At 61.6% G+C, this 26,804-nt stretch carries 29 protein-coding genes; 19 read left to right on the top strand and 10 right to left on the bottom strand.

Annotation, left to right across the window (positions count from 1 at the left end; genetic code table 11):
- The first annotated feature begins 41 nt into the window (after positions 1–41).
- A complete protein-coding gene (locus KW842_RS02510; protein ID WP_218302496.1) occupies positions 42–692 on the top strand; it encodes an FxDxF family PEP-CTERM protein in 651 nt (216 codons plus the stop codon).
- A 142-nt stretch (positions 693–834) separates the two neighbouring features.
- Positions 835–1,449 (top strand): transposase, encoded by a 615-nt coding sequence (locus KW842_RS02515; RefSeq protein WP_218302497.1) that lies wholly within the window; start codon positions 835–837, stop codon positions 1,447–1,449.
- 42 nt (positions 1,450–1,491) lie between these two features.
- Here KW842_RS02515 and KW842_RS02520 read toward each other — a convergent pair whose 3' ends face one another.
- Positions 1,492–3,189 (bottom strand): MFS transporter, encoded by a 1,698-nt coding sequence (locus KW842_RS02520; protein ID WP_229223445.1) that lies wholly within the window; start codon positions 3,187–3,189, stop codon positions 1,492–1,494.
- Positions 3,190–3,390: 201 nt separating this feature from the next.
- Here KW842_RS02520 and KW842_RS02525 point away from each other — a divergent pair, with 201 nt between their 5' ends.
- From KW842_RS02525 to KW842_RS02550, 6 genes are read left to right on the top strand one after another with little or no spacing between them, the layout of a single operon-like run.
- Positions 3,391–4,569, top strand: coding sequence for an acetyl-CoA C-acyltransferase (locus KW842_RS02525; RefSeq protein WP_218302498.1), 1,179 nt, complete (start codon positions 3,391–3,393; stop codon positions 4,567–4,569).
- Between the two features lie 5 nt (positions 4,570–4,574).
- Positions 4,575–6,416, top strand: a complete 1,842-nt coding sequence (locus KW842_RS02530) for an acyl-CoA dehydrogenase (RefSeq protein WP_218302499.1) — start codon at positions 4,575–4,577, stop codon at positions 6,414–6,416.
- Positions 6,417–6,438: 22 nt separating this feature from the next.
- Complete coding sequence (locus KW842_RS02535) at positions 6,439–7,218, top strand: SDR family oxidoreductase (protein ID WP_218302500.1); 780 nt, start codon at positions 6,439–6,441, stop codon at positions 7,216–7,218.
- On the top strand, positions 7,215–8,219 hold the full coding sequence (locus tag KW842_RS02540) for an NADP-dependent oxidoreductase (protein ID WP_218302501.1): 1,005 nt from the start codon (positions 7,215–7,217) through the stop codon (positions 8,217–8,219). Before KW842_RS02535 ends, KW842_RS02540 begins: the two co-directional genes overlap by 4 nt.
- On the top strand, positions 8,216–9,127 hold the full coding sequence (locus KW842_RS02545; protein WP_218302502.1) for an SDR family oxidoreductase: 912 nt from the start codon (positions 8,216–8,218) through the stop codon (positions 9,125–9,127). Before KW842_RS02540 ends, KW842_RS02545 begins: the two co-directional genes overlap by 4 nt.
- A gap of 46 nt (positions 9,128–9,173) precedes the next feature.
- Positions 9,174–9,599, top strand: a complete 426-nt coding sequence (locus tag KW842_RS02550) for a GNAT family N-acetyltransferase (RefSeq protein ID WP_218302503.1) — start codon at positions 9,174–9,176, stop codon at positions 9,597–9,599.
- 8 nt (positions 9,600–9,607) lie between these two features.
- Here KW842_RS02550 and KW842_RS02555 read toward each other — a convergent pair whose 3' ends face one another.
- On the bottom strand, positions 9,608–9,979 hold the full coding sequence (locus tag KW842_RS02555; protein WP_218302504.1) for a flagellar protein FlaG: 372 nt from the start codon (positions 9,977–9,979) through the stop codon (positions 9,608–9,610).
- A 94-nt stretch (positions 9,980–10,073) separates the two neighbouring features.
- Between KW842_RS02555 and KW842_RS02560 the strand changes: the two genes are divergently transcribed.
- Together KW842_RS02560 and KW842_RS02565 are read left to right on the top strand one after the other, a co-directional pair.
- A complete protein-coding gene (locus KW842_RS02560; protein WP_229223446.1) occupies positions 10,074–11,522 on the top strand; it encodes a pyridoxal-dependent decarboxylase in 1,449 nt (482 codons plus the stop codon).
- On the top strand, positions 11,519–12,736 hold the full coding sequence (locus KW842_RS02565; protein ID WP_218302505.1) for a RimK family alpha-L-glutamate ligase: 1,218 nt from the start codon (positions 11,519–11,521) through the stop codon (positions 12,734–12,736). Before KW842_RS02560 ends, KW842_RS02565 begins: the two co-directional genes overlap by 4 nt.
- On the opposite strand, the gene KW842_RS02570 is transcribed toward KW842_RS02565, so the two are convergent.
- From KW842_RS02570 to KW842_RS02585, 4 genes are all read right to left on the bottom strand, one after another.
- The gene (locus KW842_RS02570; RefSeq protein ID WP_218302506.1) at positions 12,725–13,660 is read right to left on the bottom strand and encodes a hypothetical protein; all 936 of its coding nucleotides are present in this window, start codon (positions 13,658–13,660) and stop codon (positions 12,725–12,727) included. The genes KW842_RS02565 and KW842_RS02570 overlap by 12 nt on opposite strands.
- A 119-nt stretch (positions 13,661–13,779) precedes the next feature.
- Positions 13,780–14,523: an NRDE family protein gene (locus KW842_RS02575; protein WP_218302507.1), complete on the bottom strand. Its 744-nt coding sequence runs from the start codon at positions 14,521–14,523 to the stop codon at positions 13,780–13,782.
- Entirely contained in the window at positions 14,514–14,801 is a 288-nt protein-coding gene (locus KW842_RS02580; RefSeq protein ID WP_218302508.1) for a DUF4936 family protein, read from the bottom strand. The genes KW842_RS02575 and KW842_RS02580 overlap by 10 nt, the downstream gene beginning before the upstream one ends.
- A 1-nt stretch (position 14,802) precedes the next feature.
- A complete protein-coding gene (locus tag KW842_RS02585) occupies positions 14,803–15,819 on the bottom strand; it encodes a folate-binding protein YgfZ (protein WP_218302509.1) in 1,017 nt (338 codons plus the stop codon).
- Positions 15,820–15,975: 156 nt separating this feature from the next.
- On the opposite strand from KW842_RS02585, the gene mltG reads away from it, so the two are divergent.
- From mltG to KW842_RS02605, 4 genes are read left to right on the top strand one after another with little or no spacing between them, the layout of a single operon-like run.
- Positions 15,976–16,965, top strand: coding sequence for an endolytic transglycosylase MltG (mltG, locus tag KW842_RS02590; protein ID WP_218302510.1), 990 nt, complete (start codon positions 15,976–15,978; stop codon positions 16,963–16,965).
- 9 nt (positions 16,966–16,974) lie between these two features.
- Complete coding sequence (gene tmk, locus KW842_RS02595; RefSeq protein ID WP_218302511.1) at positions 16,975–17,580, top strand: dTMP kinase; 606 nt, start codon at positions 16,975–16,977, stop codon at positions 17,578–17,580.
- A 16-nt stretch (positions 17,581–17,596) separates the two neighbouring features.
- Positions 17,597–18,625, top strand: coding sequence for a DNA polymerase III subunit delta' (locus tag KW842_RS02600; RefSeq protein ID WP_218302512.1), 1,029 nt, complete (start codon positions 17,597–17,599; stop codon positions 18,623–18,625).
- A gap of 10 nt (positions 18,626–18,635) precedes the next feature.
- Complete coding sequence (locus tag KW842_RS02605; protein ID WP_218302513.1) at positions 18,636–19,019, top strand: PilZ domain-containing protein; 384 nt, start codon at positions 18,636–18,638, stop codon at positions 19,017–19,019.
- Positions 19,020–19,022: 3 nt separating this feature from the next.
- Here the strand turns inward: KW842_RS02605 and KW842_RS02610 are convergent, their stop codons facing one another.
- Together KW842_RS02610 and KW842_RS02615 are read right to left on the bottom strand one after the other, a co-directional pair.
- Positions 19,023–19,571 carry a DNA-binding protein gene (locus KW842_RS02610; RefSeq protein WP_218302514.1) on the bottom strand — a complete coding sequence of 183 codons (549 nt, stop codon included), beginning with the start codon at positions 19,569–19,571 and terminating at the stop codon, positions 19,023–19,025.
- A 21-nt stretch (positions 19,572–19,592) separates the two neighbouring features.
- On the bottom strand, positions 19,593–20,798 hold the full coding sequence (locus KW842_RS02615; protein ID WP_218302515.1) for a cation:proton antiporter: 1,206 nt from the start codon (positions 20,796–20,798) through the stop codon (positions 19,593–19,595).
- Between the two features lie 154 nt (positions 20,799–20,952).
- Between KW842_RS02615 and KW842_RS02620 the strand changes: the two genes are divergently transcribed.
- Both KW842_RS02620 and KW842_RS02625 read left to right on the top strand, forming a co-directional pair.
- Positions 20,953–21,732, top strand: coding sequence for a TatD family hydrolase (locus tag KW842_RS02620; protein ID WP_218302516.1), 780 nt, complete (start codon positions 20,953–20,955; stop codon positions 21,730–21,732).
- On the top strand, positions 21,729–22,388 hold the full coding sequence (locus KW842_RS02625; protein WP_218302517.1) for an ankyrin repeat domain-containing protein: 660 nt from the start codon (positions 21,729–21,731) through the stop codon (positions 22,386–22,388). The genes KW842_RS02620 and KW842_RS02625 overlap by 4 nt, the downstream gene beginning before the upstream one ends.
- On the opposite strand, the gene KW842_RS02630 is transcribed toward KW842_RS02625, so the two are convergent.
- Positions 22,385–23,182, bottom strand: coding sequence for an alpha/beta fold hydrolase (locus tag KW842_RS02630; protein ID WP_218302518.1), 798 nt, complete (start codon positions 23,180–23,182; stop codon positions 22,385–22,387). The two genes, KW842_RS02625 and KW842_RS02630, sit on opposite strands and share 4 nt — an antisense overlap.
- 119 nt (positions 23,183–23,301) lie before the next feature.
- Here KW842_RS02630 and KW842_RS02635 point away from each other — a divergent pair, with 119 nt between their 5' ends.
- The 3 genes from KW842_RS02635 (at position 23,302) to KW842_RS02645 (ending at position 25,877) form a co-directional block, all read left to right on the top strand.
- Positions 23,302–24,225 carry a methyltransferase domain-containing protein gene (locus KW842_RS02635; protein ID WP_218302519.1) on the top strand — a complete coding sequence of 308 codons (924 nt, stop codon included), beginning with the start codon at positions 23,302–23,304 and terminating at the stop codon, positions 24,223–24,225.
- A gap of 57 nt (positions 24,226–24,282) precedes the next feature.
- The gene (locus KW842_RS02640) at positions 24,283–24,531 is read left to right on the top strand and encodes a hypothetical protein (RefSeq protein WP_218302520.1); all 249 of its coding nucleotides are present in this window, start codon (positions 24,283–24,285) and stop codon (positions 24,529–24,531) included.
- A gap of 104 nt (positions 24,532–24,635) precedes the next feature.
- On the top strand, positions 24,636–25,877 hold the full coding sequence (locus tag KW842_RS02645; protein WP_218302521.1) for a hypothetical protein: 1,242 nt from the start codon (positions 24,636–24,638) through the stop codon (positions 25,875–25,877).
- Positions 25,878–25,891: 14 nt separating this feature from the next.
- Here the strand turns inward: KW842_RS02645 and KW842_RS02650 are convergent, their stop codons facing one another.
- On the bottom strand, positions 25,892–26,800 hold the full coding sequence (locus tag KW842_RS02650; RefSeq protein WP_218302522.1) for a LysR family transcriptional regulator: 909 nt from the start codon (positions 26,798–26,800) through the stop codon (positions 25,892–25,894).
- Positions 26,801–26,804: the final 4 nt, after the last annotated feature.

Genomic DNA, 26,804 nt, shown 5'->3' on the forward strand with positions numbered 1-26,804 from the left:
TTGATGCTGGCATACACCTTCCAATTTTTTAGAGGCTCACCATGAAACGCATCTTCCTCGCCGGCGCCATTGCGTTGGCTGCCATCACCTCGGCGCACGCGGCCAGCATCACCGGCCTGAAAAATACCGGCCTGGGCGCCAGCGGCAGCGGCGACAGCAACTACAAACTGACTGCGGCCAGTAGCGACACCACCATCAGCAGCACCGTACCGGTCATCAGCTACGACAGCCAGTGGCCGATCAACCCATGGCTGGCGAACAGCAGCAGCTCCAAATGGATCACACCGACGGCTAGCCAAAGCCAAAGTTTTGACGCCTCCAGCGCCGGCACTTACACCTACACACTGTCGTTCGACCTGACCGGCTACAACGCGGCCAGCGCCGCCTTCACGGGCCGTCTGGCGGCGGACAACTCTGTCACGATCAAGCTCAACAACACGGTCATCGGTACGGCGACCGGCTTCAGCGACTGGACCAATTTCAGTGCCGACAGCGGTTTCGTTTCCGGCACCAACAAGCTCGACTTCGTGGTCAGCAACTGGGCGCAAAACAGTGGCAACCCGACCGGCCTGCGCGTCGAGTTCGCCACATCGAGCGTGATGGCAGCCGTCCCCGAGCCAGAAACCTACGCCATGCTGCTCGGTGGCCTGGCGATGTTAGGCGCGGTAGCGCGCCGCCGCAAGCAGAAGTAGAAGTACGCAAGTAGCAGTAGCACACTCCTAGATCTTCACCGCCCTCCGGGGCGGTTTTTTTATCCGGGGTCAGTTCTGCCAAACGTACACGAGCTGATCTGTATCACGGCCGGGATGCGTGATTGGGATACGGTATCAGCCTATGAGCCGACCATTACGACTGGAGTTTGCCGGCGCCGTCTACCACGTCACTGCACGTGGCGATCGGCGGCGGGCGATTTATCGCGACGATACCGATCGTTACGCGTGGCTGGAGATACTTGGGCACGTTTGCGCGCGCTTCAATTTCACCGTGCATAGCTTCTGCCAGATGGGCAACCACTATCATCTGCTGCTGGAAACGCAGGAACCAAATTTATCTCAAGGCATGCGTCAATTGAATGGTCAGTATTCACAGTACTTTAACCGTCGCCACCAGCTTGTTGGCCATGTATTCCAAGGCCGCTACACGGGAATTCTGGTGCAAAAAGAGCGCCACCTGTGTGAGTTGTCGCGGTACGTCGTCCTCAATCCTATACGCGCAAAAGTGGTGCCGAAATTGGATCAATGGCCGTGGAGCAGCTATGCGATGATGATCCAGGCGAAGCCTCCTCCTCATTGGCTGCAAACCAGCTGGTTGCTCATCTCCACCGCCTACACCATGAAGCAAATCGCCGCGTACTTCCATATTTCCGACCGCACCGTTAGCCGGATAGTGCAGCGCATCGAGCGACTACAGCAGAGCCCGTGTACGTTTGGCAGAACTGACCCCGGATGAAAAAAGCCGCCCATAGGCGGCTTTGGTGGGGGACAGGGGGGCTTAGTCCGCCGCGTAGATGTTGTTGTCCTTGGTTTCGCCGACGAACAGCGCGCCGATCACCAGGGTGATCAGGGCGATGATGATCGGATACCACAGGCCGTAGTAGATGTCGCCCTTGAACGCCACCAGCGCGAACGAGATCGTCGGCAGCAGGCCGCCAAACCAGCCGTTGCCGATGTGGTAAGGCAGGGACATCGAGGTGTAGCGGATGCGGGTCGGGAACATTTCCACCAGCATCGCCGCGATCGGGCCGTACACCATGGTCACATACAGCACCAGGATGAACAGGATCAGCACCATCATCGGTTTGTTGATCTGCGACTCGTCCGCCTTGGCTGGGTAGCCGGCCGCTTTCACCGCTGCCGCTACTTCTTTCTTCAGCGCCGCGTCAGAGTCTTTCGAGGCTTTGTCGAAGTTCAGGCCGTCCGGGGTCAGCACCGCGTTGAAGCCAGTGATTTCCTTGTCACCTACCTTGATCTTGGCCACGCTGCCAGCCGGCGCATCCTGCTTGGTGTAGTTCACCGAAGCGTTGGACAGGATGCTGGTGGCGATGTCGCACGAGGAGGTGAATTTCTTCTGGCCGGTCGGGTTGAACTGGAAGTTGCACGATGCAGGATCGGCATACACCACCACCGGCGAGTTTTTCAGCGCCGCTTCCAGCTGTGGATTGCCGTAGTGGGTCAGCGCGCCGAACAGTGGGAAGTAGGTGACAGCAGCGATCAGGCAGCCGCCCAGGATGATCCATTTACGGCCAATCTTGTCGGACAGGATGCCGAAGAAGATAAAGAACGGCGTCGCCAGGGCCAGCGACAGCGCAGTCATGATGTTGGCGCTGGCGCCATCAATTTTCAGGACCTGGGTCATGAAGAACAGCGCATAGAACTGGCCGGTGTACCACACCACCGCCTGGCCCATGGTCAGGCCGATCAGCGCCAGGATCACCACTTTCAGGTTTTTCCATTGGCCGAAGGCTTCGCTCAGCGGTGCTTTCGAGGTTTTGCCTTCGGCTTTCATTTTGGCGAAGGCCGGCGATTCATTCATCGACAGACGTATCCACACCGAAATACCCAGCAGCAGCACCGATACCAGGAACGGCACGCGCCAGCCCCAGGCGTTGAACGCTTCTTCACCGATGGCGGTACGCGTGCCCAGAATCACCAGCAGCGACAGGAACAGGCCCAGCGTCGCGGTGGTCTGAATCCAGGCCGTGAACGAGCCGCGCTTGCCTTGCGGCGCGTGTTCCGCCACATAGGTCGCCGCGCCGCCATATTCGCCACCCAGCGCCAGGCCTTGCAAGATCCTTAGCCCGACCAGGATGATCGGCGCCGCGATGCCGATCGCCGCGTATCCGGGCAGCAGCCCGACAATGAAGGTGGACGCGCCCATGATCAGGATGGTGATCAGGAAGGTATATTTACGGCCGACCATGTCGCCCAGGCGGCCAAACACCACGGCGCCGAACGGGCGCACAATAAAGCCAGCTGCAAACGCCAGCAGCGCAAAGATGAAGGTGGTAGTCGGTTCGCCGATGAAGAATTGCTTGGCGATGATAGGTGCGAGCGAGCCGTACAGATAAAAGTCATACCACTCGAACACGGTGCCCAGCGAGGACGCGAAAATCACCTTGCGTTCTTCGGCGGTGATCGGCGCGGATTGCTTGGGTAGGTTGCGGGAATCCGCAGTACCGCTATTTGCCATGATGTGTCTCCTTTGATTTTTTAGGATATTTTTCCCCGGCTGAGATAGTTAGTACTTCGTCAGCTTGATCCGAGTGTGGGCGCGTAAACTTACGTCATGCTTTCACGAAACTTACGCCAAACTTACAATAATATTTGCGAACGACCGTACTAAAACTGTGCTATTCTGGGTCGAATAACTCATTAACTATAGGAGACTCTCATGATCGACGCCGTCATTGTTTCTACCGCCCGTACCGGCCTGGCCAAGTCGTGGAAAGGCGCGTTTAACATGACGCACGGCGCCACGCTCGGTGGCCATGTGCTGCAAGCTGCGATTCAGCGCGCCAATCTTGAGGCGGGCGAGGTCGAGGATGTGCTGATCGGCTGTGCCAATCCCGAAGGCGCCACCGGCGGCAATATTGCGCGCCAGATCGCCATCCGTGGCGGCTGCCCGGTGACTACCGCCGGCATGACCATTAACCGTTTCTGCTCGTCCGGCCTGCAAACCATCGCCACCGCTGCCCAGCGCATCATCGCCGGCGAGGGGGATATTTACGCGGCCGGTGGCGTCGAATCGATCTCCTGCGTGCAGCAGGAGATGAATATGCATATGTACAAGGAAGTCTGGCTGTCGCAAAACAAGCCGGAAATCTATTGGCCGATGCTGCAAACCGCCGAAACCGTCGCCAAGCGCTACGGCATCAGCCGCGAGCGCCAGGATGAATACGGCGTGCAGAGCCAGCAGCGCGCCGCCGCAGCGCAAGCCGCCGGGCTGTTCGACGCCGAGATCGTACCGATGACCACGGTGATGGGCGTGGCCGACAAGGCTACTGGCCAGTTGCTGTCGCGCGAAGTGACCATCTCCGCCGATGAAGGCATCCGCGCCGATACGACGTATGAAGGCGTGTCCAAGATCCGCACCGCGATTCCGGGCGGGGTGATCAGCGCCGGCAACGCCAGCCAGTTCTCTGATGGCGCCTCGATGGCAGTGGTGATGAACGCGCAGACCGCTGCCGCCAAAGGCTTGCAGCCGCTGGGCGTGTTCCGCGGCTTCGCCGTCGCCGGCTGCGAGCCGGACGAGATGGGCATAGGCCCGGTGTTTGCCGTGCCCAAGCTGCTGAAGAAAGCCGGCCTGAAGGTCGAGGACATCGGCCTGTGGGAGTTGAACGAAGCCTTCGCCGTGCAGGTGCTGTATTGCGCCGATACGCTGGGCATCCCGATGGACCGGCTCAACGTCAACGGCGGTGCGATCGCGGTTGGTCATCCTTACGGTGTGTCAGGTGCGCGTCTGGTCGGCCATGCGCTGATCGAAGGCAAGCGCCGTGGCGTCAAATATGTGGTGGTCACCATGTGTATCGGTGGCGGCCAGGGAGCGGCGGGCCTGTTCGAAGTGGTGTAAGCACCATGCGCTCTACCATATTGTCGCGCCGCGACCTGTCTTTCATGCTGTACGAATGGCTGGACGCGGAGGCTTTGACGCGCCGCGCCCGCTTTGAGGATCACAACCGCGAGACTTTCGACGCAGCGCTCGACACCGCCGAACGTCTGGCCACCGATCTGTTCGCCACGCACAATAAAAAGGCCGACAGCAACGAGCCGCATGTTGTGGACGGCAAGGTGCAGATCATTCCGGAGGTGAAGACGGCGCTGGAAGCCTTCTCGCTGGCGGGCCTGATGGCGGCCGGCCAGGACTATGACCGCGGCGGCATGCAGCTGCCGGTCGTGGTCGAGAAAGCGCTGGCGGCGTATTTCACCGCCGCCAACGTCAGCACTTCAGCCTATACCTTCCTGACCATGAGCAATGCCAATACCTTGCTCAAGTGCGCCACGCCGGAACAGATCCAGACCTACGTCAATCCGATGCTGTCCGGCCGCTTCTTCGGCACCATGTGCTTGTCCGAGCCACAGGCCGGCTCCAGCCTGTCGGACATCAGCACCCGCGCGGTACCGGACGGCGACGGGCAATACCGCCTGACCGGCAACAAGATGTGGATCTCCGGCGGCGAGCATGAGCTGACCGAGAACATCATCCACCTGGTGCTGGCCAAGATTCCCGGCGAGGATGGCAAGCTGATCCCCGGCGTCAAAGGCATTTCGCTGTTCATCGTGCCGAAATTCCTGGTCAAGCCGGACGGCAGCCTAGGTGCGCGCAACGATATCGAACTGGCAGGCCTGAATCACAAGATGGGCAACCGCGGCACCACCAACTGCCTGCTGAATTTTGGCGAGAAGGGCGGCGCCATCGGCTACCTGGTCGGCAAGCCGCACCATGGCCTGGCGAATATGTTCCATATGATGAACGAGGCGCGCATCGGCGTCGGCCTGGGCGCGGCGGTGCTGGGCTACACCGGCTATCTGCATGCGCTGGAGTATGCGCGCAACCGTCCGCAAGGCCGCCACCCGGCGCAGAAGGATGCGGCCCAGCCGCAGCTGCCGATCATCCAGCACACCGACGTCAAGCGCATGCTGCTGGCGCAGAAAGCGTATGTCGAAGGCGGGCTGGGACTGGTGCTGTACAGCGCCCGCCTGGTCGACGAGCAGAACACCGCAGACACGCCGGAAGCGCGCGAACATGCGGCCCGGCTGCTGGATTTCCTGACGCCGATCACCAAATCCTGGCCATCGCAATGGTGTGTCGAGGCCAACAGCCTGGCCATTCAGGTGCACGGCGGCTACGGCTACACGCGTGAATACAATGTCGAACAGTTTTATCGCGACAACCGGCTGAACGCCATCCACGAAGGCACGCATGGCATTCACGGCCTGGACCTGCTGGGCCGCAAGGTGATGTTGCAGGACGGCGCCTTGTTCCGCGCCTTTGGCGCCGAGCTGCGCAAGACGGTGCGCAAGGTGCGCGGCAGCGTGGGCGCGCCGGATGCGGTCGGTCCGGGGCTGGCCACCATCAGCGTCGAACTGCTGTCGCATGCGGATGCGCTGGAACAAGCCTGGCAGAGCGTGGAAGAAGTGACGCAGAAGCTGTATGCTGTCGGCGATTTGAACAAGACGCTGGCCAACGCGAGCCTGTATCTGGAAGCGGTCGGGCATGTGGTGGTGGCGTGGATCTGGCTGCAGCAGGCCTTGCTGGCGGCGGCGTCGCTGGCCAGCGGCGACACGGATTTCTATCGCGGCAAACTGCAGGCCTGTTTGTATTTCTTCCAGTGGGAGCTGCCGAAGGTCGGGGCGCAGCTGGAGCTATTGGCCAGCATCGACACCACCACGCTTGAGATGCAGGATGCGTGGTTTTAAAAAACAACGAGGAGACAAAACGATGCGTACTACCCAAGAACTGTTTTCGCTGGCCGGCAAGACCGCGCTGGTCACCGGCGGCTCGCGCGGCCTGGGCTTGCAGATGGCGCTGGCGCTGGGCGAGCAAGGCGCCAAGGTGGTGATCTCGGCGCGCAAGCAGGCCGAGCTCGATGAAGCCGTCAGCTTCCTGACCCAGCGCGGCATCAGCGCCCACGCGGTTTCCGCCGACCTGTCGCAGGACGCGCAAGCAGAGGCGCTGGTGGACGCGGCCATCGCCCATCTCGGCCACATCGACATCCTGATCAACAACGCCGGCGCCAGCTGGGGCGCGCCAGCCGAAGACCACCCGGTCGAAGCCTGGGACAAGGTGATGGACTTGAACATCCGCAGCATCTTCGTCGTCTCGCAACTGGTCGGCAAACGCTCGATGATCCCTCGCCAGTCCGGCCGCATCATCAACATCGCTTCGATCGCCGGCCTGGCCGGCAACCCGCCAGGCACGATGCAGACCATCGCCTACAACACCTCGAAAGGCGCGCTGGTCAACTTCACCCGCACTCTGGCCGGTGAATGGGGCCGCTACGGCATCACCGTCAACGCGCTGGCGCCGGGCTTTTTCCCTTCCAAAATGACCAAGGGCCTGCTGTCCGCCATGGGCGACCAGCTGACCGGCCATGCGCCGCTGAACCGCCTTGGCGATGACGAAGACCTGAAAGGCGCGGCTGTGCTGTTCGCGTCCGACGCGGGCAAGCACATCACCGGCCAGATCCTGGCGGTGGACGGAGGCGTTTCGGCAGTATGACGATCCCAGAGACTTACCAGCGCATCGTATTGGCAGCGCGTCCGCGCGGTCCGGTCGCCCCGGAAAACTTCAGGCTGGAGACCGTGGCTGTGCCCGCGCTGGCCGATGGCGAGGTACTGATCCGCAATCACTACCTGTCGCTGGACCCGTATATGCGCGGCCGCATGAGCAAGGCCGCCAGCTATGCGGCCTCGCAGGCGCTGGATGACACCATGATCGGCGGCACAGTCGGCCAGGTGGTCGCGTCGCGCAACGCCTGCTACCAGGTCGGCGACTACGTCAACGGCATGTTGGGCTGGGCCGAAATGGGCGTGTCAGACGGCGTATTGTTGCGCAAGCTGGACCTCACCCGGATTCCGCTGTCAGCCTACCTCGGCGTGGTTGGCATGCCCGGCATGGCCGCGTGGTACGGCTTCAACCAGATCATGGAAGCGGCCGCCGGTGAAACGGTGGTGGTGTCGGCCGCCAGCGGCGCGGTCGGCAGCGTGGTCGGGCAATTGGCGCGGCTGCGCGGCTGCCGCGTGGTCGGCATCGCCGGTGGCGCGGAAAAATGCGGCTATGTGGTCAGGGAGCTGGGCTTCGACGCCTGCGTCGACTACAAGGCCGGCAAACTGGAGGCCGACCTGGCCGCAGCCACGCCGGATGGGGTCGACGCGATCTTTGAAAACGTCGGCGGCGCTTGCCTCGACGCTTCGCTGGCGCGCACCAACGCCTTCGCCCGCATCGCACTATGCGGACTGATCGCCGGCTACAACGGCGCCGATATGCCGATCAAGAATTCGCGCGTGCTGCTGATCAATCGCCTGACCGTGCGCGGTTTCATCATCACCGAACACATGGAGTATTGGCAGCAGGGCTTGCAGGAACTGGCCGTGCTGGTCGCCAATCGTCAAATCAACTACCGCGAATCGGTGGCGGACGGCCTGGCCGCCGCGCCGCAAGCGTTCATGGGCCTGCTGCAAGGGCGTAATTTTGGCAAACAACTGGTGAAGCTGATATGAAAACATTCCGAGACAAAGTGGTTGTGATCACCGGCGGTGCAAGCGGCTTGGGCCGCCAGTTCGCCAACGTCGCCGCGCGCGAAGGCATGAAGCTGGTGCTGGCCGATGTGCAGGCCGACGCGCTGGAGCAATCCACCGCCGAACTGCGCGCCCAGGGGGCCAGCGTCATCGCACGGCTGTGCGATGTGCGCAAGGGCGAGCAGGTGCAGGCGCTGGCCGATGCGGCTGTGGCCGAATTTGGCGCGGTGCACCTGGTGTTCAACAACGCCGGCGTCGGTTCGGCCGGTTTGATCTGGGAAAACACCGAGGCCGACTGGGAATGGGTGATGGGCGTTAATGTCTGGGGCGTGATCCACGGCGTGCGCATCTTCACCAGGCTGATGCTGGACGCCGCCGCCCGCGATCCAGAATTTGAGGGGCACATCGTCAACACCGCGTCGATGGCCGGCCTGCTGAACGCGCCGGCGATGGGCGTGTACAACGTCTCCAAGCACGCGGTGGTGTCGCTGTCCGAAACCCTGTATCACGACCTGCAACTGGTCGGTGCGCCGATCGGCGCTTCGGTGCTGTGCCCGTACTTTGTGCCGACCGGCATCAGCCAGAGCCACCGCAACCGTCCGGACGACGTGCGTATGAGCGCCGGCCCGACAGCCAGCCAGATTGCCGCACAGTTCATGACCGACAAGGCGGTTTCGTCAGGCAAAGTCTCGGCGGAGCAGGTCGCTGAAATCACCTTCAAGGCGATTGCCGATGGCCAGTTCTATATCTACTCGCATCCGGACGCGCTGGCCGGCGTGCGCGTCAACCTGGAAAGCGTGGTTGGCGGGACCAATCCACCCGATCCCTACGCCGCCACGCCGCAAATCCGCGAACTGTTGCGCGCCAAGATCCTGGGTGCTTCCAAGTAAGTAGGTTGACGTGCGACAATCGTATTTTGGTCGAAAGGAAAATACGATGAGCACCTACCACATCACACTCGGAGACTGGGGCACCTTGAGCGCGGACGCCAAGGCCATCCGTACTGAAGTGTTTGTCGAAGAGCAGGGCGTGCCCGCCGAGCTGGAAATGGACAGCATGGACGCGCTGTGCCTGCACGCGGTGGCCTATGACGCCGACGGCACCCCGGTAGGCACCGGCCGCCTGCTGCCGGATGGCCATATCGGCCGCATGGCGGTGCGCAAGGTGGCGCGCGGCAGCGGTGCCGGCGGCGCATTGCTGCAGGCGCTGATGGCGCAGGCCAGGACGCGCGGCGACCATCACGTCGCGCTGAGTGCGCAAACCCACGCGGCGCCATTCTACGAGCGCCACGGTTTTGCCATCGATGGTGAAGAGTTTTACGAAGCCGGCATCGCCCACATCAATATGCAGCGCAACTTCTAAAGAACGGATCAGGCCTCGCTGTCGATCAGCAGGCCTTTCGTTGTCAAATTCTTGCCGATTTCCAGCGACTGCTCGGAAGGGAATTGGCGCAGCACTTTCTTCGTTTCGGTATCGATCACCTTGACCACGGACCTGCCGCTGTCGTCGTCGATACTGAAATGCACCTCACTGTTGTTTTCCAGGAAACGGTTGATCGCGTCAACCGACTTTTTTAACTCAGTTTTACTCGGTGCGCTGGCCTGGGCCGGGGCGTTAGCGGCGACAATAGCTTTTGCGGCGTCAGCGCCCGCGTTCTTTCCAGAGACGGGCATGGACGCCGCCGCCGCCGTGGCGGCGGTTGCGGGTAGCACAGCGAAACCGTAGATGCTGCTCGTGTCCATGATGGTCGTTTTCCTTCCTGTAAGTGGGGTAGTTCATTCGGTGGATTGCCCCGCTACTGGAGATAACGGCAGGTTGCAGAAAAAATTGAGTCAAATGGCAAAGAAAACCCAAGAAAATTTCGCCGGCCCTCTGGATCCGGCGGATTGGCAGCAGTTCCGGGCGCAGGGCCATCGCATGCTGGACGATATGATCGACTACCTGCAAGGCATCCGCCAGCGTCCGGTCTGGCAGCCGATACCGGACAGCGCCCGCGCCGCTTTCCGCAGCGGCATGCCGGCGCAGGGCAGCGAGCTGGCCGAAGTGCACCAGCAGTTCATGGACCACATCCTGCCGCATACCGTGGGCAACGTTCATCCGGGCTTTTTCGGCTGGGTGCATGGCGGCGGCACCCCGGTCGGTATGCTGGCCGAGATGCTGGCGGCCGGCCTGAATGCCAATTGCGGCGGCCGCGACCACATTCCGATCGAGCTTGAGCGCCAGATGGTGCGCTGGATGGCGGAGCTGTTCGAGTTTCCTCCCCACGCATCCGGCCTGTTCGCCACCGGCAGTTCGATGGCGAATATGATCGCGGTGCTGGCGGCCCGCTACCGCGCACTGGGGCGCGAGGTGCGCACCCATGGCGTGCCGCCGAAGCGGCAGCTGGTGGCCTACGCGTCGGCAGGCGCACACGGCTGCATTGCGCAGGCCATGGACCTGGCAGGCCTGGGCAGCGCTAACCTGCGCAAGATACCGGTGAACGCGCAATTCCAGATGGATGTGATGGCGCTGGAAACCGCCATCACGGCCGACCGGCAGGCCGGCTTGCAGCCCTTCCTGATTACCGGCACGGCTGGCACGGTGGATGTTGGCGCGATCGACCAGTTGCCGTTGCTGGCGGCCATCGCGGAGCGCAACCGCCTGTGGTTCCACGTCGATGGGGCATATGGCGCCTTGGCGGCGCTGTCGCCGCCGCTGCGTCCGCTGCTGGAGGGCATCGAGCTGGCGGATTCCATCGCCTGCGATTTCCATAAATGGGGACAGGTGCCGTACGACGCCGGCTTCATCCTGATGCGCGACGGCGCGGCGCACCTGGATACTTTCGCCAGCCGCGATACCTATCTGCGCCGCGATACGCGCGGCATGGCCGCCAATTCGCCGTGGCCGTGCGACTTCGGCCCGGATTTGTCGCGCGGTTTTCGCGCGCTGAAAACCTGGTTCACCTTCCAGGTGTTTGGCGCGCAGCGGATCGGCCAGGTGATTCATGAAACCTGTTTGCTGGCGCAATACCTTGAAGAGCGCGTTGCGGCGCAAGCGGAGCTGGAGTTGCTGGCGCCGGTTGCGCTCAACATCGTCTGCTTCCGCTACCGCGCCAGCGATGCCTTCAACGCGGCGCTGATCGTGCGGTTGCAGGAGTCCGGCATTGCCGCTCCCTCCGCTACCACCATCCAAGGACAGCTGGCGATCCGCGTCGCCATCGTCAACCACCGCACCGGCCAGCAGGACATCGACGCGCTGCTGGACGCGGTGCTGAAACTCGGCACATCTGATCTGGAGCCTGCATGACTTTTGACACACATACCATCGGCCAGCACAACGCGCCGCTGATCGGTGTGGCGCCGCTGATGCGCCGCGCTTTCGCCGGCGAAGACCTGTCGCCAGTTGGCCAGACGCTGCTGGAGCGCGCTCAAGCCTATCCCAATGACGCCCACGCCTATATGGATTTTTCCACCGTGCTGCAACTGACCGGCAACCGCGACGACGCGCTGGCGGTGCAGGCGGAGGCCATCATGCTGCAACCGCGCTACACCATCGCCGCCCGCCGCGATCCGGGCCTGACCTTGCTGGTGCTGATGGGGCCGGGCGATCTGATGGCCAACACGCCGGTCGAATTCCTGGTCGAGAACAGCGATGTGACGCTGGAGCTGCTCTACCTGCGCGCCGACGAGGACTTTCCCGAGGAAGTGCCGGAACACGATGTGATGCTGGTGGCTGTGGCAGAGTCGGAAGCCAGCCAGGTGCTGCTGAAGCGCCTGATGGAATACACCAGCGGCTGGCCGCGCCCCGTGATCAATCGGCCGGAACAGATACGCATGCTGTCGCGCGATGGCGCCTGCGCGGCCTTGCGCGGCGCGCCCGGAGTGGAAATGCCGGTGTCGATACGCACCGGTTTGGGCGCGCTGAATGCGATCGCGTCCGGCGCCTTGCCGGTCGAAACGCTGTTGCCGGATGGCGGATTCCCGATGATCGTGCGGCCCCTGGGCTCGCACGCAGGCACTAATTTGCAGAAGATCGACACCCCGGCGGCGCTGGGCAAGTACCTGAAGGAAGTGGAAGGGCCGCAGTTCTACGTGTCGCGCTTTGTCGACTACCGTAGCGATGATGGGATGTTCCGCAAATACCGCGTGGCGCTGATCGAAGGCCAGCCCTTCATCTGCCATTACGCGATTTCCAAACACTGGATGATTCATTACCTGAACGCCGGCATGACCGAAAGCGCGCAGAAACGCGATGAGGAAGCCGCCGCCATGGCCAGCTTCGATCAAGGCTTTGCACAGCGGCACAAGGCGGCGCTGCACGCCATCAATCAACGCATGGGCTTGCCGTACCTGGGCATCGACTGCGCGGAAATGCCGAACGGCGAGCTGCTGATCTTCGAGGTCGACAACGCCATGATCGTGCACGCGATGGACCCGGAGGAGATGTTCCCCTATAAAATCCCGGCGATGCAGAAAGTGTTCAAAGCCTTCCGTGATTTGCTGGAACGCTCACGCGCCTAGCAGCCGTTCGAAGAACTCGCGCTTGCTGGCGTAGCGTTCGCTGCGCCAGTCCACTTCCCAATGCATCACCAGTTCGCCGTGTTGGTGAATGCTGATCGCCATCGGCTGGTTCATCCATCGCTGGTGGACGTGGCAGGCGAACGATTCGGCAAAGTCCTCGTGCACGCTGGAGGCGGCATACAGCGTCGGGAAGCTGGTACGTTTCAAGGCGCGATAGATATCGGTGATGTAGGCGGCAGGCAGGCGTGTGTCGCCGTCGTAATGCGAGACGCTGCCGCGCAGCGGAAAGTCATGGCCAGGCAACGGCACGATGCGGCGCTGTTCATCGATATGCCAGGACAGCGGCAGGAAAGCGTAATCATCTTCGCGGCCATGCTCGGGCAGGCCGCTCCACCAGTCCGGCACCAAGGCGCGGCCGGCGCTCAATGCGTGGCCTAGTTCGTGCAACAGCAGGAACTGGATCGCATGCAGCAGACTGTCGTCATCGTCATGTGCAATCCGCGTTGTCAGCGTGATCGAGGCGGATTGCTCGAACGGCGAACGCTCGCGCCAGCTGGCCCAGGCATTGGCGTTGTCGTGCCGCAGCGCTTCGATATCCAGCACGATGATCAGGCCGAGGAATTCGCTGCGCGGCGAGACGACGATATCGGTCACCGCCGATGAGCCCACGCCGTTGGCGAAATACACACCGAGAAAACTGTCCTGCAAACGTGCCGTAACAGCATGCGGCACGGCCTGCATGGCCTGGCGTATCAGCGCCAGCAGCGCTGCATCCGGCATCGCCGGCCGCGTCTGAGCGCTGACGCGGCCGGCGTTAACCAGTGCGATATGCTGTATGGCTTCGCACGGCGCGGGGCCGTAACGTTCATTCAGGGGTAGATCAAAAACATTAATCCAGGAGCTATCCGCGCTGGCAATAATCATGAAAATAAGACGCTTGTACTGCCATGGGCAAGAACAGCCATCTTATAAAATTCATGTGTTAAGCCGTGTTAAGGTGGGTAAATTTCAAAAAATTCCGGGGAGCGCAATGCAGCCTGCTGCTAGTGGATCAACATCTCTTGCAGCGTGGCGGGGGCGTTGGCGTAGAGTTTGACGACGGTCGAGGTGCGGGTGCCGTAGCCTGGACTTTCGATGCGGACTGCGGACAGCACGCGTTCCAGATCGCGCGGCACGCCGGTTTCCGGCAGGCGCATGTCGGGCGCTGGAGCGGTGTCGGCCAGCATTTCGAAAAAGGCGTCGTCCGGCGCGCCCAGGCATAGCAGGCTGGCGAACTGGGCTTTGGTCTTGACCACTTTCGGCCAGGGCGCATCCAGCAGCGCGTTCGACAGGCCGTAGACGCCAGGCTCTAGCGGCTTGCCATTGCGCGTGTCATTGTCGCCTTTGTTGGAATACCAGATCAGGGTGTCGCGGTCGCCCAGCACCAGGTTGAAGCCGTTGTATTGACCGGCGGTGGCGCGGATGGCCGCGACATATTCTTGCGGCGTCATGCTGCCGGCCAGATAATCGGCCACCAGCTGGCCGCGCGATGGCGCATTGTCCTTGTGCTCGGACGGCGCGCGAATGTTGGTGATGGCGGCAAAGCGCGATGGTCCGCCATCTTCGCCGGCCTGGGTGATGCCCATCCAGCTGCCGCCGGCTTGCAGGTCGCGGCCGGCGTAAATCTGCGGGTGTTCGGGCCATGGGCCAGCCGGCGCGGTGGCGCGCTGGTAGAACTCATCGCGGTTGGCGGCGGCGATCAGCGGCACTGCTGGCACCACCTGCCAGGCAAAGACGATCAGGCACATGGGACGATATCCATAAACACTTCGGTGTGACGCAGTCCGGTGGTGTATTGATCCACACCGGACTGTGCGACGGCCTGCTGCAATATTGCCGCGAAGCCCTCCGGCGTGCTGGAATAGACTTCCATCCACGTTTGCAAGCCTTCCCTGGTTTCCGGACGGCGCTTGAGCTGGCACACAACGCCATGGCGCTGCGTCAACCCGGCCTGCATGGAGGCGACCGCTGCCAGCAAGGACGGCGCATCGCTGTCCTTGACCTTGTAGTAGATATACAGATCCATGCTAGAGGTCGAGTGGTTCTAGCACATAAGGCATGTCGAGGAAAGCCAGTGCCGGTCCCTGCGCCGAACCCAGCCGCACGGACGCCGCCTCGATCGCCGCCAGCTTCATCTCCACCAGTGCATCGACGCCGCCATTGCCGTTCGGCGCGGCGTTGACGATCATGCCGCAAGGCTGTTCAGGATCGGCGGTGGCGAATACTTCCTGGCCCGCAGCCGCGCTCAGGTCAGGAATGCTGACCAGCGTGGTACGGCGCTTGAGCTTGCCAAGATACTGGCTGCGCGCGACGATTTCCTGGCCCGGATAGCAACCCTTCTTGAAGTTGACCCCGCCCAACAGCTCGAAATTGATCATCTGCGGCACAAACTGTTCTTGCGTGGCCTTGCCGATTTGCGGAATGCCGGCGTGGATCTCCGACAAATGCCAGGCATCGTTGCCACCCACATTCAGCTTGTCGGCCAGCTCGGGCACGACATTTTGCGCAGTTTCCGCGGACAACAGCCACTGATAGCGCGGCGCGCCAAACGCATCGGCAACGCGGATCAGCGTGCCCAGCGGGTGATCCAGCTTGCTGAACGGCTGGGCGGGCAGGGCGTCGAACCAGCTTTGCAGCGCGGCGTCAGCCAGAGCGCCGCCCAGACCCAGCACGACCTGATGAGCTGGCAGCTCGCCGGCGTCGCTCAGCTTGGTTTTGGCACGCAGCACAAACATCGACAGGCGCTTTTGCACCGCTGCCTGTATGTCGCGCGGCAATTGCAGGAAGATCGTCGTCTCGTTGCGCCACATCAGGAACGAGGCCAGCAAGCGGCCCTTCGGCGAACAATAACCGGCCAGGCGCGCTTCGCCCTGGCCCAGGTGTTCGACGTCGTTGGTCAGCTGGGTGTGCAGGAAACTGGCCGATTCCTCGCCGTCCAGGGCGATCAGGCCGAGGTCGGTAATCGGGGCGACAAAACCGGCGGCCAGTTGCGTGGCGGCCAGTGGGGCGGCTTGCTGCGCTAAAAGTTCATTCCAGGAAGGCATAATTTTCAATCTTTTGACGGTGAAAGCATTATCATTACGGGCTCATTATAGTGATGTCGCGCAGATCGCGTCGGATGACGCACAAAACGCGACACTGGCGCACGCTGTCAAGAACTGGCAAGCTGTGCGACTTGATCCAACAATACGGCTTTCATAATGGCTTTTATCAAAAAAATAATTGGACTATGTTTCTTGCTGGCGCTCGCCGGCGGCGGTTATTTCATGTACTGGTCGCAGAATCCCATCACTCCGGAGGGAGCCGAGGCCATTGATTTCACCATCACGCCCGGTAGCGGCGCCCACGCCGCCGGCCAGCAGATTGCCGAAGCCGGCGTGCCGATCCAGCCCTTGCTGTTCAACCTGCTGGCGCGCGTGACCAATAAAAGCGCCAAGCTGAAAGCCGGTTCCTATGAACTGAAGCCAGGCTCGACTCCGCTGCGGCTGATCGACCAGCTGGCGCGCGGCGAATTCGCGCAGGAGCAGCTGACCATCATCGAAGGCTGGAGTTTCCGCCAGATGCGCGCCGCCATCGCCGCCCACAAAGGCCTCAAGCATGATACGGTGGCGCTGTCCGACCAGGAAGTGCTGAGCGCGATCGCTTCCGACTACAAGCAGGCCGAGGGCCTGTTCTTCCCGGATACCTATCTGTTTGCCAAAGGCGCCAGCGACCTGCAAATTTACAAGCAGGCGCATGTGATGATGTTGACCCGCCTCAATGATGCGTGGGCCAAGCGTGATACGGCGTTGCCTTACAAAACGCCGTACGAGGCGCTGACCATGGCGTCCATCGTCGAAAAGGAAACCGGCCAGAAGTCCGAGCGCGCCATGATCGCCGGCGTATTCGTCAACCGTCTGCGCCTGGGCATGCTGCTGCAAACCGATCCGACCGTGATCTACGGCATGGGCCTGAAATACGACGGCAAGATCCGCAAGAAGGATCTGGAAACCGACACCCCTTACAATACCTACACCCGTACCGGCCTGCCGCCGACGCCGATCGCCTTGCCAGGCGTGCAGTCGCTGACGGCGGCCATGTCGCCGGCCAAGACGGCGGCCCTGTATTTCGTCTCGCGGGGCAATGGCACCAGCCAGTTCTCGGACAACCTGAACGATCACAATCGGGCAGTCAATCAGTATCAACGATAATAAGAGTTAATGAGCAAATTCATCACCTTTGAAGGCATCGACGGCGCTGGCAAGTCCACGCACATCGCCTTTGTCAGCGACTACCTCAAGCAGCGCGGCATCGAGCTGGTCAGCTCGCGCGAGCCGGGCGGTACGCCGCTGGGCGAAAAGCTGCGCGAGATCGTGCTGCACGAAAAAATGCACCTGGAAACCGAGGCGCTGCTGGTGTTCGCCAGCCGCCGTGAACATCTCGCCCAAGTGATCCAGCCGGCGTTGGCGCGCGGCGCCTGGGTGATTTCCGACCGCTTCACCGATTCCTCGTTCGCCTACCAGGGCGGTGGCCGCAAGCTGAGCCTGGCCAAGCTGGACACGCTGGAGCAATGGGTGCATCCGGAACTGCAACCGGACCTGACCTTGCTGTTCGACGTGCCGCTGGAAGTGGCGCGCGCGCGCCTCGACGCCACCCGGGAGCTGGACAAATTCGAGCAGGAAAAGGCGGATTTCTTCGCCGCCACCCGCAACGAATACCTGCGCCGCGCAGCCCAGTATCCGCAGCGCTTCCGCGTCATCGATTCGACCCAAAGCATCGCCGATATCCAGCAGCAGCTGACCGTCATCCTGGACGCGTTCTTTTGAAATAGAATACTGAATAATGAGCAATTCCATCTACCCGTGGCAGGAATCGTCGTGGCAGCAGCTGCAAACGCTGCGCCAGCGCATGCCGCACGCCATCCTGTTCCATGGCGCTGCCGGGATAGGCAAGTCCGACTTCATCGAAAAATTTGCCCAGGGCCTGCTGTGCGAGGCGGTGCTGCCGGATGGCCACGCCTGCGGCCAGTGCGCCTCCTGCGGCTGGTTCTCGCAGCAGAATCACCCGGACTACCGCCGCGTGCGTCCCGAATCGATGGAAGACGAACCGGTCGAGGGCGAGGAGGGCGAAGGCGAGGCCAAGAAGGCTGCCAAGTCCAAGGCCCCATCCAAGGACATCAAGATCGAACAGATCCGCGCGCTGGCGGATTTCATGAATATCTCCACTCACCGCCAGGGCTTGCGGGTAGTGGTGCTGTATCCGGCCGAAGCGCTGAACATGCCGGCTTCCAACGCCTTGCTGAAAACGCTGGAAGAACCCCCGCCAGGCACCGTGTTCCTGCTGGCGTCGAACAGCCTCGACCGGCTGCTGCCGACGATCCTGTCGCGCTGCCGCAAATTCGCCTTGCCGATGCCGAGTCACGATGAAGCGCTGGCCTGGCTCAAGGCGCAAGGGGTGGCGGACGCGGACAGCTGGCTGCGCGAGCAGGGCGGTGCGCCACTGGCTGCCATGCAGCAAGCCGAAACCGGCAGCCGCGAGGAACTGGAAACCTTGCTGCAACTGCTGGCCCATCCAACAGTGGAGGGCGCTTTGAAAGTCGCTGACAAGCTACAGAAAGTGCCGCTCAGCGGCCCGGTTTCGTGCTTGCAGCGCTGGCTTTATGATGTGTTTTCCTACAAACTGGCGGGTAACATCCGGTATTATCCTCGTTACCAGAAAGAGCTTGCCAGCCTGGCCGACAAAGTCCACGTCAGCCGCTTGCTGACAGCGATCAAAAGCGCCAACGAACGCCGCGCGACGGCTGACCATCCGCTGTCGCCCAAGCTGTTCCTTGAGGATATGCTGCTTGACTATGCTCACTGCTGTGCCTGAAAGGTAAAGTATGTCCGCTGCCAGCCCGCTCGACCAGAACACCAGGCCCATGGCGCCTCGGCCGACGGTGCTGTCGCTGGCAATCAAGGAAAAGGCGGCGCTGTACGCAGCTTACATGCCGTTCCTGAAAAACGGCGGCATGTTCGTGCCGACGCAGAAGCCTTACAAGCTGGGCGACGAGGTGTATCTGATCCTGGCGCTGATGGACGATCCCAACAAATATCCGATTGCCGGCAAGGTCGCGTGGATTACGCCGCCCGGCGCGCATAACAACAAGGCACAGGGCATCGGCGTGCATTTTCCGGATGATGAGAGCGGCCGGCGCGCCAGGCTGCGCATTGAAGACATTCTAGGCGCGGCCTTGCGTTCCTCGCGCGCCACCCACACTTTGTAAGGCTTACATCAGGCGCGGCGCCAGCTGCATTTGCGGGCTGTCGAAGTCGATGGTCGCCGAGCGGCCGCCGGACAGGATGATGTTGAAGGCGGTATCGTCACGCTGGCCGCCGCGCGAGCTGGCGAACAGATTGCTGAAGTCGCCGAATCCGCCTTCCTGCGGCAGCGCGCCGTAGGTTTCGATTTCCAGTTCCTCGACGCGTGCGGACAGCCGCTCAACGGTGGCGCGCAGCGCCGCCAGTTCGCGGTCCTTGGCCTGCAGCTGCTGCTCATGACCGGCGCAGAGTTCGCGGAAGCGGCGGTCGGCATCGTCGTGCAGGCGGCTGGCCAATTGTTCGACCAGCGCATTCACGCTGCGCTCGGTGGCGTCGCGGCGGATGCCGCCGGACTGGCTGTCTTCCTCCTGCAACTCTTTCAGATGCTTGTGGATGGTCGACTTGGAGCCGGTGCCCAGGTCATGGCGGACCGCATCAACCGAAGGGTAGCGCCCCTCGGCCTGTAGCCGGTCGCGGCTGGCTTTGACTTCTGCCTTGGTTAATCCGGTACGCGCCATGTCTCTGTCCTTGTTGGTTTGCTAGCTGGCTTGCCCCACCAGCCCGCGGTTCTGTGCACGATTGAGTTTAGGGTGCACAACCGGAATCGTCAACATGGTGCTGCCGACCGCCATCAGCAGCAGGGCGGTGAACGTCTCGCCGGTGATGATTTGCTTGTCCAGCAGGATGTTGGCAAACACGATTTCAATCAGCCCCTTGGATTGCAGCAGCCAGCCAATGATCGAGGCTTCGCCATCCTTCCACTTAAGGATTTTGCCCGAGATATGCGCCGCCGCCACCTTGCCGCCCACCGACGCCAGCAACAGCAGGCCGGCCACGAAGAACACCGAATAGCCGCCCACATCCCATTTGGTGCGCAAACCGGTGCTGAGGAAGAATACCGGCATCATGATCAGCAGCACGTTCTTGAAGATGGCGTCCAGTGCTTCCTGGCCGAACCATTCGGCGTCCATCACCACGCCGGCCAGGAAGGCGCCAACCATGAAGTGCAAGCCGGCCCAGTCGGCGCCGAATGCACACAGGATCAGCCAGATCAGCGCCACCGCCCAGCGGTCGTTGGTTTGCAGGCGCGCCATCAGGCGGCGGAACACAAAGGTCAGCAGCGCGAAGGCGGCCAGGAAGCCGGCCTGACGGCCAACCCGCTCCCAGTCCAGCATCAGCAGCGCCAGTACGCCCCAGATGGCAACGTCGTCCAGGCTGGCGTAGCGCAGCAGTCGCTGGCCCATCGGCTGGCGCAGGATCTCCAGCTTGTCCAGCAGCATCACCAGTACCGGCAGCGCGGTCACGGCGCAGGCCATGCCGGTGCCGATCATGAATTGCCAGTCGGCTGCCTTGGCGCCTTTCCAGCCTTCGTAATTCAGCAGCAGCAGGGCCGCAGCGCAGCCGCAGATCAGCGGCACGGTCAGCGACAGGCCAGCGGTGGTGAAGCTTTCGCGGCGGTGCAGCCAGGTCTTGCGCAGGTCCAATTCCACGCCGGCCAGCATCACGAACAGCATCACGCCCCACAGGGAAATGCCGTTGATGGTCTTGACCACGTCCGGATTGAAGACGAATTTGTGATAGTCGGGGAAGGCGCTGCCCATGATGCCAGGACCGAGGATCAGGCCCATGATGATCTGTACCACGACCAGCGGCGCGAAGTAGTCGGTGCGGCCGAGGCGCCATACCAGATAGGGAACGGCGAAGATCAGCAGCATCGCCAGCAGAAAGATTTCGGTAGTACTCATTCAGTCTCCTATTTGTTTTGTAATGGAATTACGTAATTACATACCGTGCGGTGATAGTAAAATGAAATTAGCAAACTGGAAAGCGATTTCTTGATCTGGCGTGGCATCGCTTCCACAAAAACGGTGGTATAGCGTGATCGGTTACAATCCCGGCATGTATATCGACTCTCATTGCCATATCAATTTTCCGGAGCTGGCAGCCCGTATGCCTGAAATCCTCGCCAAGATGGCGGATAACCAGGTGACCCACGCACTGTGCGTGTCGGTCGACCTGCCGGATTTCCCGCAGGTGCTGGCGCTGGCCCATCAGTATCCGCACATCTACGCCTCGGTCGGCGTGCATCCGGATTACGAGGACACGCCCGAACCGTCGGTCGAGCAGCTGGTCCAGCTGGCCGATGATCCGAAGATCATCGCCATCGGCGAAACCGGGCTGGATTACTACCGTCTGGAGGGCGATCTGGAATGGCAGCGCGAGCGTTTCCGCACGCACATCAAGGCGTCGCGCATCACCCGCAAGCCGCTGATCATCCACACCCGCAGCGCCAGCGAGGACACCATCCGCATCATGCGCGAGGAGGGTGCCGGCACGGACGCGGGCGGCGTGGCCGGCGTGATGCACTGCTTCACCGAATCGCTGGAAGTGGCGAAGGCGGCCATCGAGATGGGCTTTTATATTTCCTTCTCGGGCATCGTGACCTTCAAGAGTGCCAAGGAGTTGCAGGCGGTGGCGCTGGAACTGCCGCTGGAGCGCATTCTGATTGAAACCGATTCGCCTTACCTGGCGCCGGTACCGTATCGCGGCAAGATGAACGAGCCGGGCTTTGTTGCCCACGTGGGCGAGTACATCGCCAGGCTGAAGGGCGTATCGGTGGAAGAAGTGGCGGCGCAAACCACGGCCAACTTCCGCAAACTGTTCAGCGTGCCGGCATGATCAAGCGCCGCCTGCTGATCCTGAGTTTGCTGGCAGCGGCGCTGCCGGCTTTCGGCGCCGGGCAGACCGACGATGAAGTCAGCTTCATCCGCGCGGCGCAGTTGGACGCGGTCAGCCGCGTGCAAACCGCGCTGCTGCGCGGCGTCAATCCGAACACGCGCGACTCGAACGGAGAGACTGGCCTGATCATCGCCATGCGCTACGAAGCGCTCAACGTCGCGCGCCTGCTGATGGATACGCCAGGCATCGAACTGGAAGCCAAGGCGCCGAACGGCAACACCGCGCTGATGATGGCGGCCTTCCGCAAGAATCAGACAGCGGTGCTGGAGCTGTTGAAGCACGGCGCGCAGGTGAATCAAAAAGGCTGGACGGCATTACATTACGCCGCCGCTGCAGGCAGCGTCGAGATCACTTCGCTGCTGCTGGAAAAGCATGCCTACATCGACGCCGAAACGCCGTCCGGCATGACGCCACTGATGATCGCCGCCCGCGAAGGCCAGGAAGATGTCGTAGCCTTGCTACTGAAAGAAGGCGCCGACGCCACGCTGAAAGACAGCGGCTTCCACCTCACCGCCGCCGAATTCGCCCTCAACGCCGACAAACCCTGGATCGCCAAAACCATCAACGCCTTCCTCGCCAGCAAAGCGAATCGCTAGCTCAGCGACGCCAGATAGTCGTTGATGGCATCCGAGCTGGCCGACGGTGAGCTCAGGTGCGGGCAGTGGCCGATGTTGTTGATGACGGCGAGCTGGCTGTTCGTCAGGTGGGCGTGCAGGTAGTCGCCGACTTCGCGCGGGGCAATCAGGTCGTCGCTGCATTGCAGGATCAGCGCCGGGACGGTTGATTTTGCCACGTCCGCGCGGTGATCGGCGGTGAAGGTGACGCGGGCGAAGTGACGCGCGATCTCGGGATCGTTGCGCTCGAAACGGCTCTGCAGCTCTTTCGACAAGGCCGGATGCGGCGCACCCATGATCGCCGGCGCCATGCGCTTGACCCAGCCGGCGTAGTCGATTTCCATCAGTTGCAGCAGACCGTCAATGTCTTCCGGATTGTAGCCGCCGACGTAATCGCCATCATTGATGTAGCTGGCAGACGGCCCGACCATGATCTGCGCAGTGAATTTTTCCGGTGCCATGATGGACGCCAGCATGCCGATCATCGCGCTGACAGAATGGCCGACAAACACCACCGGCTGTTTCGCATACAGGTCGATCGCATCCAGTACGTCCTCCGCATGGCCATGCAGCGTGCTGTATTTGTCGCGGTCGTAGGCGCCCAGATCGGAGCCGCCGCTGCCCACCAGGTCCAGCAGCACCACCCGGTAGCGCTGCTGGAACGACGGATAAATGAAGCGCCACATGGTCTGGTCGCATCCGTAGCCGTGTACAAACATGATGGTGGCCGGGCCATCGCCATGACAACGGACGTTATTGCGACGCTGTACAGACATGTTTTTCGTAGACTCCTGTAAAGCAATTGAGAATTGGAGGGTATTTTCTCCGCAGTTCTCTGCATGGTACATCAACAATCTTAACCATAATGGCTCCAGTGCATCAACCAAGGACCGCCATGCTGAACGAACGCGAAATCGAGAGCTGCTATCTGGGGCAGTTTATTCCACTCCACTACCATCACAATATGCTGATGGATCAGAACCGCATGCACGGTTTCAAGTCCGCCATCAGCTACGCCGTGAAGCCGGGCGCGAAAGTGCTGGAGCTGGGCGGCGGCACCGGGGTGCTGTCATGGTTCGCGGCGGCGCAAGCCTCCAAGGTGTATTGCGTCGAGTTCAATCCGGACATGGTCAAGGAAGCGCGCAAGTTCCTGTCGATGAATCCGAATGGCGAAAAAGTCGAGGTGGTGCACGCCGACGCCTTCGAATACCTGCCGCCGGAGCCGGTGGATGTGGTGATCTGCGAGATGATCCACGTCGCCATGCTGCGCGAAAAACAGGTGGAAGTGATCGAATCGTTCAAGCGCCGTTATCTGGAACGCTTCGGCGGCCCGCTGCCGGTGTTCCTGCCGGAAGCTGTCATCATGGCGGTGCAGCCGCTGCAGCAGGAGTACGATTTCGAAGGCTTCTACGCGCCGATCGTTCAGTTCCAGGAAACCACGGTCATCTATCCTGGTACCGTGGAAATGTCGCAGCCGGCCGTCTACAGCATCATCGATTTCAACCAGCCGAATGAGCTGGTGTATGCGTGGCAGGGCAAGTTTGTAGTAGAACGCAATGGCGAGATCAATGCCATGCGCTTCGTCACCAAGAACATTCTGGCGGTGGTGCAGGAGCGCTCCAGCACCATCGACTGGCTGAACCATTACATGACGCTGCCGCTGGCCACCCCGGTCAAGGCGCGCGAGGGCGATGTGCTGCAAGTGAGCTTCCAGTACCGCGCCGGCGGCGCGATCGCCTCGCTGCAAGCGTCGCTGAAAGCCGAAGTGCTGTACGAAGCAGTGCTGCAGCCAGCCCAGCCGATTCCCGCGTTCGCGTAAAAAGTCCCCACGGAGGTCGTTCCGGCGCGTATATTTCGTCTTTTAAGAAGGAGTACCATGAGCCAGATCGACCAACGTTACATCATTCAGCAAAACAAAATCGCCGACGGCGAGAGCAAGCCGCCGGTGTTTGCCAAAGTCATGCGCAGCAAGGAAGGCGTGTTCGAGGGCGTGTCTTTCATCAAATCGAAAGACAAGGCCTCGGTGCTGACCATCGAGCAGGCCAACGAGGCGATCGCTTGGGCCAACAAAAAGAAGCCCAACGCCAAAGAATACGTTACCAAGATTATTTGCTTGGGCCAGTAATCTCAGGCAGTTGGCGCGCGTAGTGACAAATAGTGAAGTTTGCAAACGAGCAAGATGCTATCATCGCCATCTTCACTAACCCTCCTTGATCGGTCCACACTCCCATGTTCGTCCGTCTCGCTTTCCTCGCCGCCACATTGACGCTCGGCATCGCCAACCCGGCCTGCGCCGACACCACCATCCTCGATAAACTCAAAGCCAACCGGCTCGCGGTCACGCTTGACAAGGGCACGCTGTCGGGACCTGGCGCGGAACCGCTGCTGCAGGCTTCGCGCCAGGCGCAGTACGTGTTGCTTGGCGAGGATCACGGTGTCGCCGAGATCGCCCAGTTCTCGTCCGCCTACTTCAATGCCTTGGCCCCGGCCGGGTTCACGACCCTGGTCACGGAAAACGGTGCCGCCGTGGCGGGCGCGCTGGAAGGTATGCTCAAGCGCCCCGACGCGGTTGCTGCGATCGCCAAGTTCCACGCCGCCTATCCCGACGCCATCGCTTTCTACACCATGCGCCAGGAAGCGGAGATGCTCGCCAGCTTTGCCCTGGCTGCAGGACCGCGCTTCCAGCAATGGGGCATCGACCAGGAATTCGTGGGCGCGGCCAAATACCTGATCGCCCAGATGCTGGCCCAGCCAGTGAATCCGGCCGCCCGCGCGAAGCTGGAAGCCTTGCGTCAAAAGGAAGCTGTCGCGTATCAAAAGGCGGTGGCCACCGGCAATCCCTTGGAGTATTTGCTGTTGTCGGCTGCCAGCGAGGACCTGGATTCGCTGCGCCCGCTGCTGGCCGGCCCTAAAGAAAAAACCGCGCTAGGCCTGCTCGACGCACTGCTGGAGAGCCGTGCCATCTATCAGAAGAGCATCTCGAAAGTCGCCGGCGACCGCGATATCTCCAACCTCATGCGTGTGGCGCTGTTAAAGCGGACCCTGAGCGCCCGGTTAGGCGCGCAAGAGCAAAAGCTGTTGGTCAAGGTCGGCGCATATCACGCATACAAGGGTGTTAATCCGCTCGGCAATCGTGACATCGGCAATTTTCTGGCTGAACGCGCCGAAGGCCAGGGGCGTACCTCGCTGCACCTGATCGTGTTGGCGGCGAAGGGGACGCAACTGAGATTCGCAGGGGCGGGCAAGCCGCCTCGGGCGGCACCGTTCGAAGTCGACAGCTCCGCTGCTAAACTGCTGGCCAGTGCGGGTCTGACTGACGGCAGCTGGTCGCTATTTGATCTGCGGCCATTGCGGCCAGGTTCGAACAAACTGGCGGCGGGCGACATTGAACTGTTCAACCTGATCAACGGCTACGACTTCGCCGTGATGATCCCCGAAGGCAGCGCTTCCGCGCAGCTCGGGACGCCGTAAGGGAAGAAACGGCGCTAGCGGTCCAGGTAAGGCGCCAGGATTTCCTCAAGCCATGCGATAAAAACGCGCACCCGGCGCGACAGGTTATGGCGGTGAGCCACCACGATAGACACCGGCAGGGATTTCGGACGCAGGTCCGGAAGAACTTCGATGAGCTCGCCGCTGTGTAGATATGGTTTGAGGCTCCAAAGTCCCGCCTGGATCAGCCCCAGTCCGGCCAGTCCTGCGCCATGATAGGTTTGCACGCTATTGACGCTGATCGATCCAGGCAGTGCGAGCACCGCAAAACTCTGGCCTGCCGGATATTCCCAGCCAAACCGCCTGCTGCCCAAGATCGGGCTGTAGTGCACCATGCGATGGCCTTGAGTCAGCAGGTCGTCGAGCGAACGTGGGACACCATATCGCTGCAAGTAGGCGGGACTCGCCGCATTGACCATCCGCACGGCGCCAAGCCGACGTGCGACCAGTGTGTCGTCAACGATGTCGCCTACCCGCAGCACGCAATCCATTCCCTCCTGAATCAGGTCGACACGCCGGTCTGTGCTTGATAGTTCGATCTCTATGCCTGGGAATTTATCCATAAACGTCGGCAACGCAGGCAGCACTGTGGAGCGCGCGAATTCGGTTGGCAGATCGACGCTCAGACGACCGCTTAGCGGAGCATCGCTTCCAGCGAACATCGTGCTGAGCGCTTCGGCATCGGCCAGCAGGGCGCACGCACGCGCATAGAAGCTGCGGCCGTCCTCGGTCAACTGTACCGACCGGGTTGAACGGTGCAGCAAACGTGCGCCTATCTGCGCCTCCAGTTCGCGTACCACGTTGGACGCCCGGCCCTTCTGAATGCCCAGACTCTCGGCCGCATGCGTAAAGCTGCCCATTTCGGCGATCCGCACAAAGATCGCCAGCGCCTCAAGGTTTTGCATTGTG

Source organism: Duganella sp. sic0402 (genome assembly GCF_019219065.1).
GTDB lineage: Bacteria > Pseudomonadota > Gammaproteobacteria > Burkholderiales > Burkholderiaceae_D > Rugamonas.